The organism is Oharaeibacter diazotrophicus, from assembly GCF_004362745.1.
GTDB classification, from domain to species: Bacteria; Pseudomonadota; Alphaproteobacteria; order Rhizobiales; family Pleomorphomonadaceae; genus Oharaeibacter; species Oharaeibacter diazotrophicus.
In genome coordinates this window covers 151,437-168,842 of record NZ_SNXY01000009.1, presented here as the reverse complement: position 1 = coordinate 168,842, position 17,406 = coordinate 151,437, and the positions used below count along the sequence as shown (strand labels likewise).

Annotated in this window: 12 protein-coding genes and 1 pseudogene; all 13 read left to right on the top strand. The window is 74.1% G+C overall.

The features are described from left to right. Positions 1-95: 95 nt before the first annotated feature. Positions 96-3,983 (top strand): annotated as a pseudogene (locus EDD54_RS23815) (baseplate multidomain protein megatron). Further along, on the top strand, positions 3,967-6,201 hold the full coding sequence (locus EDD54_RS23245; protein WP_208112217.1) for a DUF2793 domain-containing protein: 2,235 nt from the start codon (positions 3,967-3,969) through the stop codon (positions 6,199-6,201). The pseudogene EDD54_RS23815 and the gene EDD54_RS23245 overlap by 17 nt, the downstream one beginning before the upstream one ends. Before the next feature lie 2 nt (positions 6,202-6,203). After that, positions 6,204-6,389 (top strand): hypothetical protein, encoded by a 186-nt coding sequence (locus EDD54_RS15745; RefSeq protein WP_126537961.1) that lies wholly within the window; start codon positions 6,204-6,206, stop codon positions 6,387-6,389. A gap of 77 nt (positions 6,390-6,466) precedes the next feature. Then, positions 6,467-6,766 carry a PepSY domain-containing protein gene (locus EDD54_RS15740; RefSeq protein ID WP_126537959.1) on the top strand — a complete coding sequence of 100 codons (300 nt, stop codon included), beginning with the start codon at positions 6,467-6,469 and terminating at the stop codon, positions 6,764-6,766. Positions 6,767-6,788: 22 nt separating this feature from the next. Then, a complete protein-coding gene (locus tag EDD54_RS15735) occupies positions 6,789-7,457 on the top strand; it encodes a response regulator transcription factor (RefSeq protein ID WP_126537957.1) in 669 nt (222 codons plus the stop codon). Position 7,458: 1 nt separating this feature from the next. Further along, positions 7,459-8,865, top strand: coding sequence for a sensor histidine kinase (locus tag EDD54_RS15730; protein WP_208112215.1), 1,407 nt, complete (start codon positions 7,459-7,461; stop codon positions 8,863-8,865). Between the two features lie 148 nt (positions 8,866-9,013). Continuing rightward, complete coding sequence (locus tag EDD54_RS15725; protein WP_126537956.1) at positions 9,014-9,481, top strand: RT0821/Lpp0805 family surface protein; 468 nt, start codon at positions 9,014-9,016, stop codon at positions 9,479-9,481. A 177-nt stretch (positions 9,482-9,658) separates the two neighbouring features. Beyond that, the gene (locus EDD54_RS15720) at positions 9,659-11,158 is read left to right on the top strand and encodes a hypothetical protein (RefSeq protein ID WP_126537954.1); all 1,500 of its coding nucleotides are present in this window, start codon (positions 9,659-9,661) and stop codon (positions 11,156-11,158) included. A gap of 148 nt (positions 11,159-11,306) precedes the next feature. After that, complete coding sequence (ccmI, locus tag EDD54_RS15715) at positions 11,307-12,473, top strand: c-type cytochrome biogenesis protein CcmI (RefSeq protein ID WP_126537952.1); 1,167 nt, start codon at positions 11,307-11,309, stop codon at positions 12,471-12,473. Between the two features lie 37 nt (positions 12,474-12,510). Then, positions 12,511-13,008 (top strand): cytochrome c maturation protein CcmE, encoded by a 498-nt coding sequence (gene ccmE, locus EDD54_RS15710; RefSeq protein ID WP_126541777.1) that lies wholly within the window; start codon positions 12,511-12,513, stop codon positions 13,006-13,008. A 25-nt stretch (positions 13,009-13,033) separates the two neighbouring features. Next, a complete protein-coding gene (locus tag EDD54_RS15705; RefSeq protein ID WP_126537950.1) occupies positions 13,034-15,016 on the top strand; it encodes a heme lyase CcmF/NrfE family subunit in 1,983 nt (660 codons plus the stop codon). 5 nt (positions 15,017-15,021) lie between these two features. After that, complete coding sequence (locus tag EDD54_RS15700; protein ID WP_126537948.1) at positions 15,022-15,516, top strand: cytochrome c-type biogenesis protein; 495 nt, start codon at positions 15,022-15,024, stop codon at positions 15,514-15,516. Between the two features lie 146 nt (positions 15,517-15,662). After that, a complete protein-coding gene (locus EDD54_RS15695) occupies positions 15,663-17,201 on the top strand; it encodes a Do family serine endopeptidase (protein WP_126537946.1) in 1,539 nt (512 codons plus the stop codon). Positions 17,202-17,406 lie beyond the last annotated feature (205 nt).

Genomic DNA, 17,406 nt, shown 5'->3' with positions numbered 1-17,406 from the left:
CCCGGTCGGGCGCTTCTCGCGCGCAACGTTCCGACCACGGGTCGGGACTTTGCGCGCTCGGTATTCCCTTTCCGCCCTGTTCCGGAGGTGTCCCGATGGCGACGCTCCTGCTCGCCGCCGCCGGTTCGGCGGTCGGCGGCCTGTTCGGCTCGACCGCGGCGATCCTCGGTCAGGCCGCCGGCGCGCTCGCCGGCAACCTGATCGACCGCGCCCTGTTCGGCGCCCGCGGCACCACCGAGGTCGGCCGCCTCGCCGACCTCGACGTCCAGACCTCCGCCGAGGGCGCGGCGATCCCGCGCGTGTTCGGCCGGGTCCGGATCGCCGGGCAGGTGATCTGGGCGACCCGCTTCGAGGAGGAGAGCCGCAGCGAGAGCGTCGGCGGCAAGGGCGGCGGGGCGAAGGTGAAGACCTTCTCCTACTACGCCAACTTCGCCGTCGGCCTCAGCGAGGGCCCGATCGCCCACGTCGGCCGGGTCTGGGCCAACGGCAAGCTGCTCGACCTCGACCGGGTCGCCATGCACGTTCATCTGGGCGACGAGGCGCAGGAGCCGGATTCGCTGATCCTGGCGCGCCAGGGCGAGAGCCCGGCCTACCGCGGCCTCGCCTACGTGGTGTTCGAGCGCCTGCCGCTCGACGCCTTCGGCAACGCGCTGCCGCAGCTCTCCTTCGAGGTGATCCGCCCGGTGGGCCGCCTGGAGCGGATGATCCGGGCGGTGACGCTGATCCCCGGCGCCACCGAATTCGGCTACGCCACCACCGAGGTCACCGCCGAGCCCTGGCGCGGCGCCGTCGCCGCCGAGAACCGCCATGCTGCCACCGCCGCCACCGACGTCGGCGCCGCGCTCGACGAGCTGTTCGCGCTGGCGCCGAATCTCGAGAGCGTCGCGGTGGTGGTGACCTGGTTCGGCGACGACCTGCGCGCCGGCCATTGCACGCTGCGGCCGAAGGTGGAGCGCGACGACAAGACGACGCGGCCGTGGTCGTGGTCGGTCGCGGGCCTGACGCGGACGAGCGCGGGCGTCGTGTCCGCCGTCGCGTCCGCGCCGGCCTTCGGCGGCACGCCGGACGACACCTCGGTAGTGCAGTTGATCGAGGCGCTGAAGGCGCGCGGCGTCGCGGTGACCTTTTATCCCTTCGTGATGATGGACGTGCCGGCGGGCAACGACCTGCCCGATCCCTGGGGCGGCAACGGCCAGCCGGTCTATCCCTGGCGCGGCCGGATCACCTGCACGCCGGCGCCGGGGCGGCCCGGCTCGCCCGACGGCAGCGCGGCGGCGGAAGCCGAGATCGCGGCGCTGGTCGGCACCGCGGCGGTCGCCGACCATACCGTCTCCGGAGGGCGGGTGACCTATTCCGGCCCGGCCGAGTGGACGCTGCGGCGGATGGTGCTGCACTACGCCCATCTCTGCCTCGCCGCCGGCGGCGTCGAGAGCTTCCTGGTGGGCTCGGAGTTGGTCGGGCTGACGCGGGTGCGCGGGGCCGGGCGGAGCTATCCGTTCGTGGCGGCGCTGCGTGCGCTCGCAGCCGACGTCAAGGCGGTGCTCGGCACCGGGACGGCGGTCGGCTACGCCGCCGACTGGTCGTAGTATTTCGGCGACCACCGCGACGGCGGCGCCGACGTCGCCTTCCACCTCGACCCGCTGTGGGCCGACCCGAACGTCGATTTCGTCGGCGTCGACGCCTATTTCCCGCTGTCGGACTGGCGCGACGGCGCGCACGCCGACGAGGCCCTGGCCGAGGGCCCGCACGAGCGAGGCTATCTTTCTGCCAACGTCGCCGGCGGCGAGGGCTTCGACTGGTACTACGCCTCGCCGGCCGATCGCCGCGCCGGCCTGCGCAGTCCGATCACCGACGGCGCCGCCGGCAAGCCGTGGGTGTTCCGCTACAAGGACCTGGTGTCCTGGTGGGGCGAGCTGCATTTCGACCGGATCGGCGGCGTCGAGCTCGCCGAGCCGACCGCGTGGCTGCCGGGGCTGAAGCCGATCCGTTTCACGGAGATCGGCTGCCCCGCGGCCGACTACGGCGCCAACCAGCCCAACGTCTTCCCCGACAAGGTCTCGTCGGAGGGCGCGGTGCCGTATTTCTCGCGCGGCACCCGCGACGACGGCATGCAGCGGCGCTACCTCGAGGCCTTCCTCGGCCGGTTCGATCCGGCGGAACCCGGCTTCGACGAGGCCGCCAATCCGCGCTCGCCGCGCGATGGGCGGCGCATGGTCGACGTCGGCCGCGCCACGGTGTGGACCTGGGACGCGCGGCCCTATCCGTGGTTCCCTCTCGCCGGCGACGTCTGGGTCGACGGCGCCAATTGGCAGACCGGCCACTGGCTGAACGGCCGCCTCGGCGCCGCCCCGCTCGACGCGGTGATCGAGGACCTCGCCGCCTCGGCCGGCGTGACGGCGATCGACGCCGGCGGCGTCTCGGCGGTGGTCGACGGGCTCGCGGTCGCCGGCCGGTCGAGCGTGCGCGACGTGCTGGAACCGCTCGCCGAACCCTTCCGCTTCGTGCTGCGCGAGACCTCGGACGGCCTTGCCGCCGCCGACCGGCCGCGGCGGGCGCGGATGACGATCGCCCGCGACGACCTCGCCGAGGAGGAGGGCCGCGCGGTGGTCGAGATCCGGCGCGCCCAGGCCGAGGACGTGCCGGCCGAGGTCTCGATCGGCTTCGCCGACACCGAGGCCGACGGCCGGCCGAGCCGGGTGGCGGCTCGGCGCGACGGCCCGCCGCGGGTCGACGACCGCGACCTGCCGGTGTTCGCCGCGGCCTCGGTGATGCAGGGCCGGGTGGACGCGCTGCTGAAGGACCGCGACGCCGGCCGCGAGACCGTCGCCTTCGCGCTGCCGCCGACCATGCTCGCGCCGGAACCCGGCGACGTCGTCGACCTCGTGCTGCCCGAGCGGCGGGTGCCGCTGCTGGTCGGCCGTATCGAGGACGGTCCGGTGCTGCGCGTCGAGGCCCGCGCGGTCGATCCGGCCGAAGTGGTGCGCGCCGCCCCGTTCGGCCCGCGTGCCATGAGCGGCGGCCGGGTGACGCCGACGGCGGCGCCGGTGGTCGTCGTGCTCGACCTGCCGACCCGCGACGGCGTCGACGCCCACCAGCCCTGGGTCGCCGCCGCGGCGGTGCCGTGGCCGGGGCCGATGGTGGTGCACCGCCGCCGCTCCGGCTCGTTCGAAGCCGTCGTCACGCTCGACCGTCCCGCGGTGATCGGCAGCCTCGCGACGGCGTTGCCGGCGGGGCGGGTCTGGCAGGTCGACGACGTCTCGACCGTGGAGGTGGAACTGGTGCGCGGCGCGCCGTCGTCGGTCGACGACGAGGCGCTGCTCGCCGGCGCCAACCTCGCGGCGATCGGCTCGATGGCGGACGGCTGGGAGGTGGTGCAGTTCGGCCGCGCCGAGCTGGTCGCGACCCGGCGCTACCGGCTGTCGCGCCTCCTGCGCGGCCAGGGCGGCACCGAGGCGCGCGCCGCCGTCGCCACCGCCGCCGGTGCCGACTTCGTGCTGCTGGACACGGCGCTGCGCCGGCTGCCGATCGCCCTCGACGACGTCGGGCGGGCGACGACGCTGCGCGTCGGTCCGGCCGACCGCACCGTCGCCGACCGGGCGGTGACCGAACTGACGGTGACGCCCGGCGGCGCCGGGCTGGTGCCGCTCGCCCCGGTCCACCTCTCCGCCCGCCGCGATCCGGCGACCGGCGACGTCGCGCTCGCCTGGATCCGGCGCACGCGCAGCGGCGGCGACGCCTTCGACGCCGCCGACGTGCCGCTCGCCGAGGCCGCCGAGGCCTACGAGGTGACGATCCGCGGCGGCACCGGCGCGGTGCTCAGGACGTGGCGGACGACCACCGCCGCGGCGACCTATGCCGCCGCCGCGCAGGTCGCCGACTTCGGCGCGGCGCCGACGAGCCTCGACGTCGGCGTCCGCCAGATCTCCGACGCCATGGGCGCCGGCAGCGAAACCAGGGAGGTACTTCATGTCGGATACGACTGACCGGCTGCAACTGCCGCGGCTGGCGGCGGCGCAGGCGCAGAAGCACGTCACCCACAACGACGCCCTCGCCATCCTCGACGCGCTGGTACAGCTCGCCGTCGCCGACCGCGACCTGACGGCGCCGCCGGCGAGCCCGGCCGCTGGCGAGCGCCACCTCGTCGCCGCCGGGGCGACCGGCGCCTGGGCCGGCCGGGCCGGCGAGATCGCCGAGTATCTCGACGGCGCCTGGCGCTTCCACGCGCCGCGGGCCGGCTGGACCGCCTACGTGGCGGCCGAGGGCGCCGCCGTCGTCTACGACGGCACCGGCTGGACCGCGGCGGCGGGGGAGGGCGCCGCGGCGATCCTCGCCAAGCTGCTCACGGTCGACGGTGCCGGCAGCGGCCTCGACGCCGACCGGCTCGGCGGCATCGGCCACGCGACGCTGGCGGCGGCGTCGCAGGCGCGCGCGTCGATCGCCGGCGGCGGCACGCTGGCGGTGTCGGCGGCCGGCGAGGTGTCGTGGTCGGCGCGCTACGTGGTCGGGGCCGGGCGCGGGGCGCAGTTCGCGCCGGCCGGCAGCTTCGACGTGGTCTGCCCGACGTCCGGCACGGTGACTGGCGTCGGCGGCGCAGCCGACCGCACGGCGACGTCGGCGGGCGTGGCGCTCGCCGCCTTCGAGACGCTCTACTTCGTGCCGCCGGTCGGCGGTGCGACGGCGGGCGCGGCCGACTTCCGCGTCTGCGGGGGATCGGCCGACTTCGCCGTGCCCGGTCACTGGATCGCGCTCGCCCGCCGCGACGGCGAGAGCGGCGGCGTGCTGTTCCCCGGCGGCGTCCGCGTCGGGCTCGGCGAGAGCTTCGCCCAGGCGGCCTCGACGACGCCGCGGCCGCGGCTCGACCGGCTCGGCATCAACGCCGCGGCGGACGCCACCAACCGGCTGGTCGCCGCGCTCTCGGCCGCGCTGATCACCGACGAGGGCGCCGGCGTCCAGGTCAAGGTCAACAAAACCGGCGCGGCCAACACCGGCGCGCTCGTGTTCCAGACCGGCTTCTCCGGCCGCGCCGAGTTCGGCCTCGTCGGCGGCGACGACTTCAAGCTGAAGGTCTCGCCGGACGGTTCGACCTGGACCGAGGCGCTGGCGGTCGACCGCACCGCCGGCACCGCGACGCTCCGCCAGCTGGCGTTGACCACGGCGCTCGCCGTCGGCCAGGGCGGCTCCGGCGCACGCACGCCGGCGAGCGCGCGCAAGGCGCTGGGGCTCGCGGTCCCGAACGTGCCGAAGCGGCGGCGGCTGACCGGGTCGGCGTGGCTGGCGTCGACGAGCGCGGCCGACAACGACTGGCGCGGCGTCTGCTGGGCGGCCGAGCTCGGCCTGTTCGTGGCCGTCGGCGCCTCCGGGAGCGGCAACCGGGTGATGACGTCCCCGGACGGGATCGCGTGGACGGCGAGGACGAGCGCCGCCGACAACAACTGGCGCGCGGTCTGCTGGTCGCCCGAGTTGTCGCTCCTGGTCGCCGTCGGCGACAGCGGCACCGGCAACCGCGTGATGACCTCGCCGGACGGGATCACCTGGACGGCCCGCGCCTCGGCGGCCGACGGCGGCTGGTACGCGGTGTGCTGGTCGCCGCAGCTCGCCCTGTTCGTGGCGGTCGGCTACGGCACGGTCTCGACCCAGATCATGACCTCGCCGGACGGGATCGCCTGGACGGTGCGCACCTCGCCCGCCGCGAACCAGTGGTTCTCGGTGGACTGGACGGCCGAACTCGGCCTGTTCGTCGCGGTCTCGGTCGACGGCGGCACGAGCCAGGTGATGACCTCGCCGAACGGCATCGCGTGGACGCTGCGCTCGGTGCCGGCGTCGCGGTCGTGGACGCGGGTGCGCTGGTCGGCCGAACTCGGGATCTTCGTGGCGGTGGCCGCCTCCGGCACCGGTACGCGCGCGATGACCTCGCCCGACGGCGTCACGTGGACGCTCCGGACCACGGCGACCGACTCGGTCTGGTACGGCCTCGCGTGGGCACCCGAGATCGGCCTGTGGGCCGCCGTCTCCTCCGACGGCACGGTCATGACCTCGCCGGACGGGGTCACCTGGACCGCCGGCACGTCGCCGGCGGTGCTGGCGTGGCGCTCGCTGGCGTGGTCGCCCGAACTCGGCCTGTTCGCCGCGGTCGCCAGCACCGGCAGCGGCAACCGCGCGATGACCTCGGTCTCGGCGCACGCGATCACCTACAGGAGCTGACCATGGCACGATGGACGATCGGCGACGACGTGCTCCGGACCGAGGACCGGCCGGAACGGCGGGCGACGGTGACGGCGGTGGCGGAAGGGCCGGATGGCGCGGTCTACGGCCTCGCCTACGCGGAGGGCGGGGAGGGCTGGTGGCCGGAGGCGGCGCTCGGGGAGGCCGGCGACGCGGCCGGCGGATGAGCCTCGGCGAGCGTCGGCTCCGGCGTGGCCTTCGGCGTTCATGGACGGTTCAGCGCGCGGCTCGTAAGGTGGGCGCCATGGGACGTCTCGCCGCCCCCCGCGCCGTCCGGGGGATCCTCCTCGCAACCGCACTCCTCGCCGCCGGCGCCGCGCCGGCGGCGGCCGCCTGCCTGTCCGGGCAGGAGGCGCGGCAGGCGGTGGCGAGCGGGCAGGCGCAGCGCCTCGGCGCGATCGCCCGCAAGGTCGGCGGCGACATCGTCGACGCCCAGCTGTGCGAACAGGGCGGCCGGCTGGTCTACCGCCTCGCGGTGATGGTCGACGGCGGCGCGGTGGTCAACGTGGTGGTCGACGCCCGGTCCGGCCAGCGCCTGAGATAACCCCCGGAAGCCGAGGCGGCCGATGCGCGTGCTCATCGTCGAGGACGATCCCGATCTCAGCCGGCAGCTGGTCACGGCCTGCCGCGACGCCGGCTGGGTGGTCGACACCGCGGCCGACGGCGAGGAGGGTCACTTCCTCGGCGACACCGAGCCCTACGACGCCGTGGTGCTCGACATCGGTCTGCCGAAGATGGACGGCCTCAGCGTGCTCGAGGCCTGGCGCCGCGCCCAGCGCCGGATGCCGGTGCTGCTGCTGACCGCCCGCGACCGCTGGAGCGACAAGGTCGCCGGCATCGACGCCGGCGCCGACGACTACGTCGCCAAGCCCTTTCACATGGAGGAGGTGCTGGCGCGCCTGCGCGCCCTGATGCGCCGCGCCGCCGGCCACGCCTCCAACGAGATCGAGGTCGGCTCCGTCCGCCTCGACGTCAAGGCCGGCCGGGTCACCGTCGACGGCAACCCGGTGAAGCTGACCAGCCACGAGTTCCGCCTGATGCAGTATCTCATGCTGCACGTCGACAAGGTGGTCTCGCGCACCGAGCTGGTCGAGCATCTCTACGACCAGGACTTCGATCGCGATTCCAACACGATCGAGGTCTTCGTCGGCCGCCTGCGCAAGAAGCTCGGCGTCGACGTGATCGAGACCGTGCGCGGCCTCGGCTACCGCATCGCCTCGCGGCCGGGCGGCTGACGTGGCCGACGATCCCGCCGCCGCGCCCGCCAAGGCCCCGCTCCGGCGCGGCGTCGCCGCGCGCGGCTCGCTGGCGCTCCGGCTGATGCTGGTCTCGGCGGTGTGGAGCGCGATCGCGCTCGCCGTCGCCGGTCTCGTGCTGACCGAGCTCTACCGCACCGACATCGTCCGCGGCTTCGACGCCCGCCTCGAGGTCTACCAGAAGACCATCGCCGGCCGCGTCGCCGCGACCCCGGCCGGCGAAACGCCCGATCCCGGCAGCCTCGGCGAGCCGCGCTTCCTGCTGCCGCTGACCGGCTGGTACTGGATGATCCGCGACGCGGTGAGCGGCACCACGGTGGCGGCGAGCCGCTCGCTCTACGGCGAACTCCTCGACGTGCCCTCGCCGCCGCCAGACGGCACCCCGACCGCGGCCTTCGTGCGCGGCCCGGTCGACGCCGACCTGCGGCTGTCGGTGCAGCGCGTCACGGTGGGCGAGCGGCGTTACGACGTGGTCGTCACCGGCAACGCCGACGAGATCCGCACCGACGTCGCCGCCTTCGGCCGCCGGGTGTTCGTGACGCTGGCGGTGCTGGCCGCCGGTCTCCTGGTCGCCTCGGTGCTGCAGGTGCGGATCGGCCTCAGGCCGCTCGAACGCATGCGCGCCGCCCTCGCCGACATCCGCGCCGGCCGCAACACCCGCCTGCCGTCGGACCTGCCGAGCGAGATCGCCCCGCTCGGCCAGGAGCTCAACGCGCTGATCGAGACCAACGTCGCCGTGGTCGAGCGCGCGCGCGGCCACGTCGGCAACCTCGCCCACGCCCTGAAGACGCCGCTCAGCGTGATGCTGAACGAGGCGCGCGCCGAGGACGGGCCGCTCGCCGGCAAGGTGGTCGAGCAGGTCCAACTGATGCGCGCCCAGGTCGACCGCCACCTCGACCGCGCCCGCGTCGCCGCCGAGCGCCGCGTCGTCGGCGCCGCCGCCGACCTCGGTCGGTCGCTCGAGGGCCTCGCCAACGTGCTGCGCCGCGCCCACGCCGACCGCGCCGTCGACATCGTCGTGACGGCGCCGCCGGCGCTGCGCGCGCGCATCGAGCGGCGCGACCTCGAGGACGTCGTCGGCAACCTGATGGACAACGCCTGCAAATACGGCCGCGGCCGCGTCCGCGTCGCCGCCCGCGGCGAGACCGACGCGTTGGCGGCGCGGCCGATGGTGACGGTGACGGTGGAGGACGACGGCCCCGGCGTTCCCGAGACGCGCTACGCCGAAGTGCTCGGCCGCGGCCGCCGCCTCGACGAGACCGTGCCGGGCTCCGGCCTCGGCCTCGCCATCGCCGACGAGATCGTCGAGGCCTACGGCGGCACGATGATGCTCGGCCGCTCGGAGCTGGGAGGATTGGCGGTGGCCGTGCGCCTGCCGCAGAGTTGATCCGACCGACGGCGGGCTTGGCGGAACCTTCCTATTTCGGCCATCATCGACGGCCAAGGAACCGAACACGGTCGAATTTGTTCCAAGGCCGGTGCAAGGACGCCGATGGCGGCCGCCGGTGGTCGGAACCTGAGGGAGACGGGAGACGATGTCGTTCAAGAAGATTGCGGTGGCCGGGATGGTCGCGACCATGCTGGCCGGTTGCGCCTCCGATCCGACGGTCGGGCAGAAGGCGACGCTCGGCACGCTCGCCGGCGCCGTGGGCGGCGCCGCGATCGGCTCGGCCTTCGGTCAGGGCTCGGGCAAGGTGGCGGCGATCGCCGCCGGCGCGCTGATCGGCGGCTTCCTCGGCAACCAGATCGGCGCCCAGATGGACGAGCAGGATCGTCAGTACTACTACTATGCGCAGTCGCAGGCGTTCGAGTCCGGCTACGCCCAGAACTGGTCGAACCCGCAGTCCGGCCGCTACGGCGAGATCCGCCCGGGCGCGCCCTTCGAGGTCAACCGTCAGGTCTGCCGCCAGTACACCAGCACCGTCTACATCGACGGTCGCCCGCAGACCGCCCGCGGCACCGCCTGCCGCAACCCCGACGGCACCTGGCGCCCGGTCGACTGACCGCCGCCGACGGGGACGGGACACCGAAACGGCCGGGGACGCGGGTGGCGTCCCCGGCCGTTTCGCTTCGGTTGCGGCGACGCGTCGGCTTCGACGACGTCGATCACACACCGTCAACCAATTCGATGGCAAATTCTCTGGACGCGCAGTTCTTGTAGTCGACGAGGCGTCCGGACGATGACCGCCGACAGTCTCAAGCGGGAGAAGGTGGCCTCCTACCTCGCCGGGCTCTCGCCCGCCGCGCGGGAGATGCTGCTGCGCCGGCTCGAGACCACCGGCGCCGACGCCGACCCCGAGTTGCGTCTGCTCGCCGAGGCGGCCCGCACCGTCGCGCCCGCTCAGCCGGCCGCGTCGTCCTACGGCGCGATCGTGCCGCGCGGCGTCGTCGCCGCCCTCCAGGCGGCCGCGACCGCCGCGGTCCAGGCCCCGGCCGCCGCCGCGCCGGTCGCCGCTCCCGCTCCACCGGCGCCCGAGCCGCGCGGGCCGCTGGCCGAGCCGCGCGAACGCTTCTTCGTACCGTTCGCGCCTTACCTGATCGACGAGCGCACCGCGGTCAAACAGCCCGGCTGGATCTGCCGCGAGACGCTGGAGCCGCTGTGGACCCTCGCCGAGCGCGAGATCATCGGCGAGGCGCTGGTGCCGTGGACCGGCGCGGCGCTCGCGGGGGCCCACGCCACGGCCTCGGAGCTCGAGGCCGCGGTCGCCACCATGCGCGGGACGACTTTCGCGGAACTGCAGCGCCGGATCCGCGACGGCCGCGACGATCCGAAGGCGCGCATGCGCCTCGCCATGCGCCTCGGCGGCGACGCCGCCTACGAGGACCTCGTCGACATGCTGGCGCTGCGCGACCGCCTGCCGCGGCTGGAGCGCATCCTCGGCCGCCTGCCGGCGACGATCGGCGCCACCGAGATCGCCGAGAAGCTCGCCGCCGAACCGATCGCGGCCCACCTCGACGCCTGCCCCGACGACGCGCCGTGGCTGGCGGCGGCGGTCGCCGGCCGCGTCGCCACGCCGGCGACGCTGTTCCGCATCGCCGTGCTCGCCGCCGGCTCCGACGACGTCGCCGACATTCGCGACACCCCGGCGGCCGACTTCGTCGACGTCGGCCTCGGCGTCGGCGAGCGCGCCATCCTGCGCTTCGAGACGTTGTGGGCCGAGCGCGCCGACCTCGCCGACCTCGTCGGCGAGTTCCGCCGCTTCCACGAGGTGGTGCGCGGGGCGACCACGGTGGTGCTGGTGCACAACGATTCGCGCTGGCGGACCCGCCTCGTCGACCTCCGGCGGACGATGTCGCAGCTGATCGGCCGCCTGCTCGACGACGCCCTGCCGGTGCTGCGCACCGCGCTGCGGCCGGCCCCGGACGTCGATCCGGCGCCGGCGGACGCCGACGACGCGGTGCGCGTCGTCGCCGTCTTCACCGCGGCACGACGTCACAAGGAGGCGCTGGCGGTCAACGAACTGGTCGCCCGGCTCGGCGCCTCGATCGACCAGGCGATCGACGTCTACGGCCGCGAGATCATCGAACGGCTGCGCAAGGCGCGCGGCGAGCGCCGCGCCGCGTTGACGCAACTCAGCGACAGCCTGCTGAAGATGGCCGAACTCGCCCACGGCGAGGAATATGCCGTGCTGTTGCGCAAGTCGCGCGACATCGCCCTCGGCCGCGTCGGCACGCCCTGACCGGACGCCAAGCACGGGCCTCCCGATCCGTCGGCGGATTTGGCGTTCGGACTGCGACGTATGGGCCGCCGTCGTTGAGAAACGTTCCAAGGTGCCTTATGTGGGTGCCGGGCTTGGCGTGGTCGGGCCCCACGACACGTGGTCTCCGATGCTGCTCTGGATCGCCTTCGCCGTCCTCACCTTCGCGGCCGTCCTCGCGGTGCTGCTGCCGCTGGCCCGGGGCCGGTCCGCGGCCCCGGAAGCCGAGCACGACCTCGCCGTCTACCGCGACCAGCTCGCCGAACTCGACCGCGACCGCGCCCGCGGGCTGATCGGGGAGGGCGAGGCCGAGGCCGCCCGCACCGAGATCGCCCGCCGCCTGCTGCGCGCCGACGCGGCCCTGAAGGCGGCCGCCGGGAGCAGCCGCAGCCTCGCCCGTCCGGTCGCGGTGGCGAGCGTGCTGTTCGTGCCGCTCGCCGCCCTCGGGCTCTATCTCGCCGTCGGCTCGCCGGAGATGCCGGACCAGCCGCTCGAGGCCCGCCTCGCCGCCTCCAACGGCGAGCACGACGTCTCTGCAATGGTGGCGCAGGTCGAGGCGCACCTCGAGCAGAACCCCGGCGACGTCCGCGGCTGGCTGGTGGTCGCGCCGATCTACATGCGCATGGGCCGCTACGCCGACGCCGCCGCCGCCTGGGGCAAGGCGACCGCGCTCGGCGCCGACGACGTCGACACCCGCGAGAGCCTCGGCGAGGCGCTGGTGGCGGCCAACCAGGGCATCGTCACCGAAGAGGCGCAGGCCGCCTTCGACGCCGTGGTCGCCGCCGACGGCGACCGGCCGAAATCGCTCTACTACCGCGCCCTCGGCCTGAAGCAGGCCGGCCGCAACGACGAGGCGCTCGCCGCCTTCGAGGCGTTGATGGCGCGCTCGCCCGCCGACGCGCCGTGGCTGCCGGAGGTGCGCGCCCGCCGCGGCGAGTTGCTCGCCGCCCTCGGCCGGCCGAAGGACACGCCCGAGCCTGCGACGCTGCCGGCGATGGCGCCGCCGGTCGCCGCCGCGCCCGGTCCGGACGCCGGCGACGTCGCCGCCGCCGCGGGCATGTCGGAGGGCGACCGCCAGCAGATGATCCAGGGCATGGTGCAGCGCCTCGCCGACCGGCTCGCCGCCGATCCGAAGGACGCCGAGGGCTGGCAGCGCCTGATCCGCGCCTACGCCGTGCTCGGCCGCACCGCCGACGCAAAGGCGGCCTACGCCAAGGCGAAGGAGACCTTCGCCGGCGACGCGGCGGTGCTCGAAGGCATCGAGGCGGTGGCGAGCGAGGCCGGCGTCTCCGGCTAGGCTGGGTGTCCACGAGGCGGGACGGACGGGAATGGCGATGACGCGCAAGCAGCGGAGACTGGTGCTGATCGCGGTCGCGGGCAGCGTGCTCGCGGTGGCGGTGGGGCTGACCCTCTACGGCCTCAGCGGCCAGATCGCCCTGTTCAAGACCCCGACCGAGATCGCCGAGGGCACGGTCGAGCCGGGCCGGCGGCTCCGGATCGGCGGCCTCGTCAAGGAAGGCTCGGTGGTCAAGGCGAACGGCGGCGCGACGGTGAGCTTCGCCGTCACCGACACGGTCAACGACGTCGCCGTCACCTATACCGGCCTGTTGCCGGACCTGTTCCGCGAGGGCCAGGGCGTGGTGGCGGAAGGCGCGCTCGGCCCCGACGGCCGCTTCGCCGCCGACACCGTGCTCGCCAAGCACGACGAGAACTACATGCCGAAGGAGGTCGTCGACAGCCTGAAGGCGCAGGGCGTCTGGCAGGAGGGCGCCGAAGGCGGCGCCCCGGTCAGGGGCGCGGCGCCGGCGGCGACGACGTCCGCCACCAATTGACCGGCCGGTGGGGAGGACGACGGCGATGATCGCGGAACTCGGACATTTCGCGCTGGTGCTCGCGCTGGCGCTGGCCATCCTGCAGTCGGTGGTGCCGGTGCTCGGCGCCGCCCGCCGCGACGACGCCCTGATGCGGGTCGGCCCCAGCCTCGCGCTGGCGGAATTCGTGCTGATCGGCCTCGCCTTCGCGGCTCTGGCGCACGCCTACATGACCTCGGACTTCTCGGTCGCCAACGTCTACGAGAACTCCCACTCGCTGAAGCCGACGCTCTACAAGCTGACCGGGCTCTGGGGCAACCACGAGGGCTCGATGCTGCTCTGGGTGCTGATCCTGGCCCTGTTCGGCGCCGCGGTCGCCGCCTTCGGCGGTAACCTGCCGGCGACGCTGAAGGCCAACGTGATCGGCGTCCAGGGCTGGATCACCACCGCCTTCCTCGCCTTCATCCTGGTGACGTCCAACCCGTTCCTGCGGCTCGATCCGGCCCCGTTCCAGGGCCAGGACCTCAACCCGGTGCTGCAGGACGTCGGCCTCGCGATCCATCCGCCGCTGCTCTACCTCGGCTACGTCGGCTTCTCGATCTCCTTCGCTTTCGCCGTCGCCGCCCTGATCGAGGGCCGGATCGACGCCGCCTGGGCGCGCTGGGTGCGGCCGTGGACGCTGGCGGCCTGGGTGTTCCTGACCGCCGGCATCGCCATGGGCTCCTACTGGGCCTATTATGAGCTCGGCTGGGGTGGCTGGTGGTTCTGGGACCCGGTCGAGAACGCCTCGTTCATGCCCTGGCTCGCCGGCACCGCGCTCCTGCATTCGGCGCTGGTAATGGAGAAGCGCAACGCGCTCAAGGTCTGGACGGTGCTGCTCGCCATCCTGACCTTCTCGCTGTCGCTTCTCGGCACCTTCCTGGTCCGCTCCGGCGTACTGACCTCGGTGCACGCCTTCGCCACCGACCCGGCGCGCGGCGTCTTCATCCTCGGCATCCTCTGCGTCTTCATCGGCGGCGGTCTCGCGCTGTTCGCGTGGCGCGCCGGGACGCTCGCCCAGGGCGGCCTGTTCGCCCCGGTGAGCCGCGAGGGTGCGCTGGTGTTGAACAACATCGTGCTGACCGCCGCGACCGCGACCGTGCTGGTCGGCACGCTCTACCCGCTGCTGCTCGAGGCGACCACCGGCGGCAAGGTCTCGGTCGGCGCGCCCTTCTTCAACCTCGCCTTCGGCCCGCTGATGCTGCCGTTGCTGATCGCCGTGCCCTTCGGCCCGATGCTGGCCTGGAAGCGCGGCGACCTGCTGGCGGCGACGCAGCGCCTGTGGGCCGCCTTCGGCGCGGCGCTGGTGGCCGCGCTCGCGACGCTCTGGCTCGCCGGCGGCGGCCCGGTGCTCGCCGTCATCGGCATCGGCCTGTCGGCGTGGCTGATCGTCGGCGCCTTCGCCGAACTCGCCCACCGCGCCCGCTTCCGGGACGCCGGCCTCTCCGTCGGCTTCGCCCGCCTCGTCGGCCTGCCGCGCTCGGCCTTCGGCACCGCGCTCGCCCACGCCGGCCTCGGCGTGACGCTGGCCGGCATCGTCGGCGTCAGCGCCTTCCAGAGCGAGACCATCCTGTCGATGAAGCCGGGCGAGCGCGCCACCATCGGCGCCTACGAGGTCACCTACGACGGCAGCGAGGACGTCCGCGGCCCGAATTATCAGGCGATGATCGTCCACATGACCGCCCGGCGCGGCGGAGTCGAGGTGTTCAAGCTGGATCCGGAGAAGCGCTTCTATCAGGCGCGGCAGATGCCGACGACCGAGGCGGCGATCCGCACCCACGGCTTCTCGCAGCTCTACGTCACCCTCGGCGATCCCTCGCCGGACGGGGCGGGCGTCGTGGTGCGGATGTGGGACAAGCCGCTGGTGACGCTGATCTGGCTCGGCGGCCTCGTGATGATGGCCGGCGGCGCGCTGTCGCTGTCGGACCGCCGCCTGCGCGTCGGCGCGCCGAAGCCGGCGCGCGCCGCCGGCCCGGTCGCGGCGGAGTGAGCTCGATGGCCCGCCCGCTCGCGACCCTGGCGCTCGCCGCCACGCTCTCGCTTTCCGCCCTCGGCGGCGCCCTCGCCGTGCAGCCGGACGAGCGGCTGGCGGATCCGGCGCTGGAGGCGCGCGCCCGCGCGCTCTCGGCGGAACTGCGCTGCCTCGTCTGCCAGAACCAGTCGATCGACGACAGCGACGCCCAGCTCGCCAAGGACCTGCGCGTGCTCGTGCGCGAGCGCATCACCGCCGGCGACAGCGACGAGGAGGTGATGGACTTCCTGGTCGCCCGCTACGGCGAGTTCGTGCTGCTGAAGCCCCGCCTGCACGGCTGGGGCTGGGTGATCTGGGTGACGCCGCCGGCGTTGCTGGTGGTCGGCGGCCTCGCCGCCTGGATCGGCTGGCGTCGGCGCAAGGCCGAGGGCGGCGCGGTCGAGGACCGGCTGACCGCCGAGGAGGAGCGCGCGCTGCGGGCGATCGCCGATCGTGGCGAAAACGCGGCAAAGCCCTGATTTCTCGCCACGATTTCGGCCGCAGACTTACGCCGATTTAATCGCCGGGCCATTCGCCCGTCAGGTTCCGGGGCCCATATTCCTCCTCGACGGACGCCGCCTCCGACGCGGCCGTTCCGAGGAAGACAACGGAGCCCTGGACCATCATGTCGTCTGATCGCAACTCCCGCCCCGGCCGCTCCCCGCGCGTGAAGAGCCTGCTGCTCGGCAGCGTCTTCGCCCTCGCCCTCGGCGGCATCGTCGCCGGCGAGAGCGTGGTGTTCTCCGGTTCGAGCGCGGTGGCGCAGAACCTCAGCGCGCCGCCCGTCTCCGCGCAGGCCGCCCAGCCCTTCTCCTTCGCCGACGTCGTCTCCCGCGTCACGCCGGCCGTGGTCTCGATCCGGGTCAAGACCGACGAGGTCGCCCAAGCCGACGACCAGGGCATCCCGAACATCCCCGAGGACAGCCCGCTCTACGACTTCTTCAAGCGCTTCGGCCAGCCGATGCCGGGCATGCCCGGCGGCGGCGGTCGCGGCGGCGAGCAGCCGCACCGCTACGGCATGGCCCAGGGCTCGGGCTTCTTCATCTCGGCCGACGGCTACGTGGTGACCAACAACCACGTCGTCGAGAACGCCGAGGAGGTCACGGTGGTCACCACCGACGGCCGCGAGCTCAAGGCCGACGTGATCGGCACCGACCCGAAGACCGACATCGCCCTCGTCAAGGTCAAGGACGGCAAGGACCTGCCGCACGTCTCCTTCTCGGCCGGCGACAGCCGCGTCGGCGACTGGGTGGTGGCGATCGGCAACCCGTTCGGCCTCGGCGGCACGGTCACCGCCGGCATCGTCTCGGCCCGCGGCCGCGACATCGGCGCCGGCCCCTACGACGACTTCATCCAGATCGACGCCCCGATCAACAAGGGCAACTCCGGCGGCCCGGCCTTCAACCTCGCCGGCGAGGTGATCGGCGTCAACACGGCGATCTACTCGCCGTCGGGCGGCTCGGTCGGCATCGGCTTCGCCATCCCGGCCCGCACGGTCGAGACCGTGGTCAAGGACCTGATGGACGACGGCAAGGTGGTGCGCGGCTGGCTCGGCGTGCAGATCCAGCCGGTGACCGAGGACCTCGCCGCCTCGATCGGCCTCGACGCCGCCAAGGGCGCCCTGGTCACCGAGCCGCAGGACGGCTCGCCCGCCGAGAAGGCCGGCATCAAGGCCGGCGACGCCATCGTCGCGGTCAACGGCGAGGCGGTGAACGACGCCCGCGACCTCGCCCGCCGCATCGCCGCCTATCCGCCGGAGACCACGGTCGACGTCACCGTGTTCCGCAACGGCGAGAAGAAGGAGGTCAAGGTCGAACTCGGCCAGCTGCCGGACGAGCAGAAAGTCGCCGCCGCCGAGAGCTCCGGCAAGGCCGAACCGACGACGCTGAAGGACCTCGGCCTGTCGCTCGCCCCGGCGGCGCAGGCGGGGGCCGGCGACGAGGGCGTGGTGGTCACCCGCCTCGACCCCGAGGGCAAGGCGGCCGACAAGGGCCTGCGCCAGGGCGACGTCATCCTCGAGGTCGCGGGCCACGCGGTCTCGAAGCCGGCGGAGGTCCAGGCCGGCCTGCGCAAGGCCGCCGAGGAGGGCCGCAAGGCGGTGCTGCTGCGCGTGCGCACCGGCGACAACCTCCGCTTTGTCGCCCTGCCGCTCGACAAGGCCTGATCCCGATCGGGGCGCCCGCGGTTCTCTCCCTGCCGCGGGCGCCCCGGAGGAAAGGCGGCGCATCCCCCCGTACGCGCCGCCTGCCGAGGACCCGACCGGTTCGCCCCGGTTGCCGGCGGGTCCCCACGGAAGCGGCAGGCCGTTCCCCCCGGCCTGCCGTTTTCCCTTGCGGACCCACCGGGAAAAGTTCACATGCAGACGAGGG

Bases quoted from the DNA above. Each gene is read 5' to 3' on its own strand.
- EDD54_RS15720 (WP_126537954.1), top strand. From the start codon at position 9,659: ATGACCGCCGACAGTCTCAAGCGGGAGAAGGTGGCCTCCTACCTCGCC.
- EDD54_RS15700 (WP_126537948.1), top strand. From the start codon at position 15,022: ATGGCCCGCCCGCTCGCGACCCTGGCGCTCGCCGCCACGCTCTCGCTT.
- ccmI (WP_126537952.1), top strand. From the start codon at position 11,307: ATGCTGCTCTGGATCGCCTTCGCCGTCCTCACCTTCGCGGCCGTCCTC.
- EDD54_RS15735 (WP_126537957.1), top strand. From the start codon at position 6,789: ATGCGCGTGCTCATCGTCGAGGACGATCCCGATCTCAGCCGGCAGCTG.
- EDD54_RS15725 (WP_126537956.1), top strand. From the start codon at position 9,014: ATGTCGTTCAAGAAGATTGCGGTGGCCGGGATGGTCGCGACCATGCTG.
- EDD54_RS15695 (WP_126537946.1), top strand. From the start codon at position 15,663: ATGTCGTCTGATCGCAACTCCCGCCCCGGCCGCTCCCCGCGCGTGAAG.
- ccmE (WP_126541777.1), top strand. From the start codon at position 12,511: ATGACGCGCAAGCAGCGGAGACTGGTGCTGATCGCGGTCGCGGGCAGC.
- EDD54_RS15740 (WP_126537959.1), top strand. From the start codon at position 6,467: ATGGGACGTCTCGCCGCCCCCCGCGCCGTCCGGGGGATCCTCCTCGCA.
- EDD54_RS23245 (WP_208112217.1), top strand. From the start codon at position 3,967: ATGTCGGATACGACTGACCGGCTGCAACTGCCGCGGCTGGCGGCGGCG.
- EDD54_RS15745 (WP_126537961.1), top strand. From the start codon at position 6,204: ATGGCACGATGGACGATCGGCGACGACGTGCTCCGGACCGAGGACCGG.
- EDD54_RS15705 (WP_126537950.1), top strand. From the start codon at position 13,034: ATGATCGCGGAACTCGGACATTTCGCGCTGGTGCTCGCGCTGGCGCTG.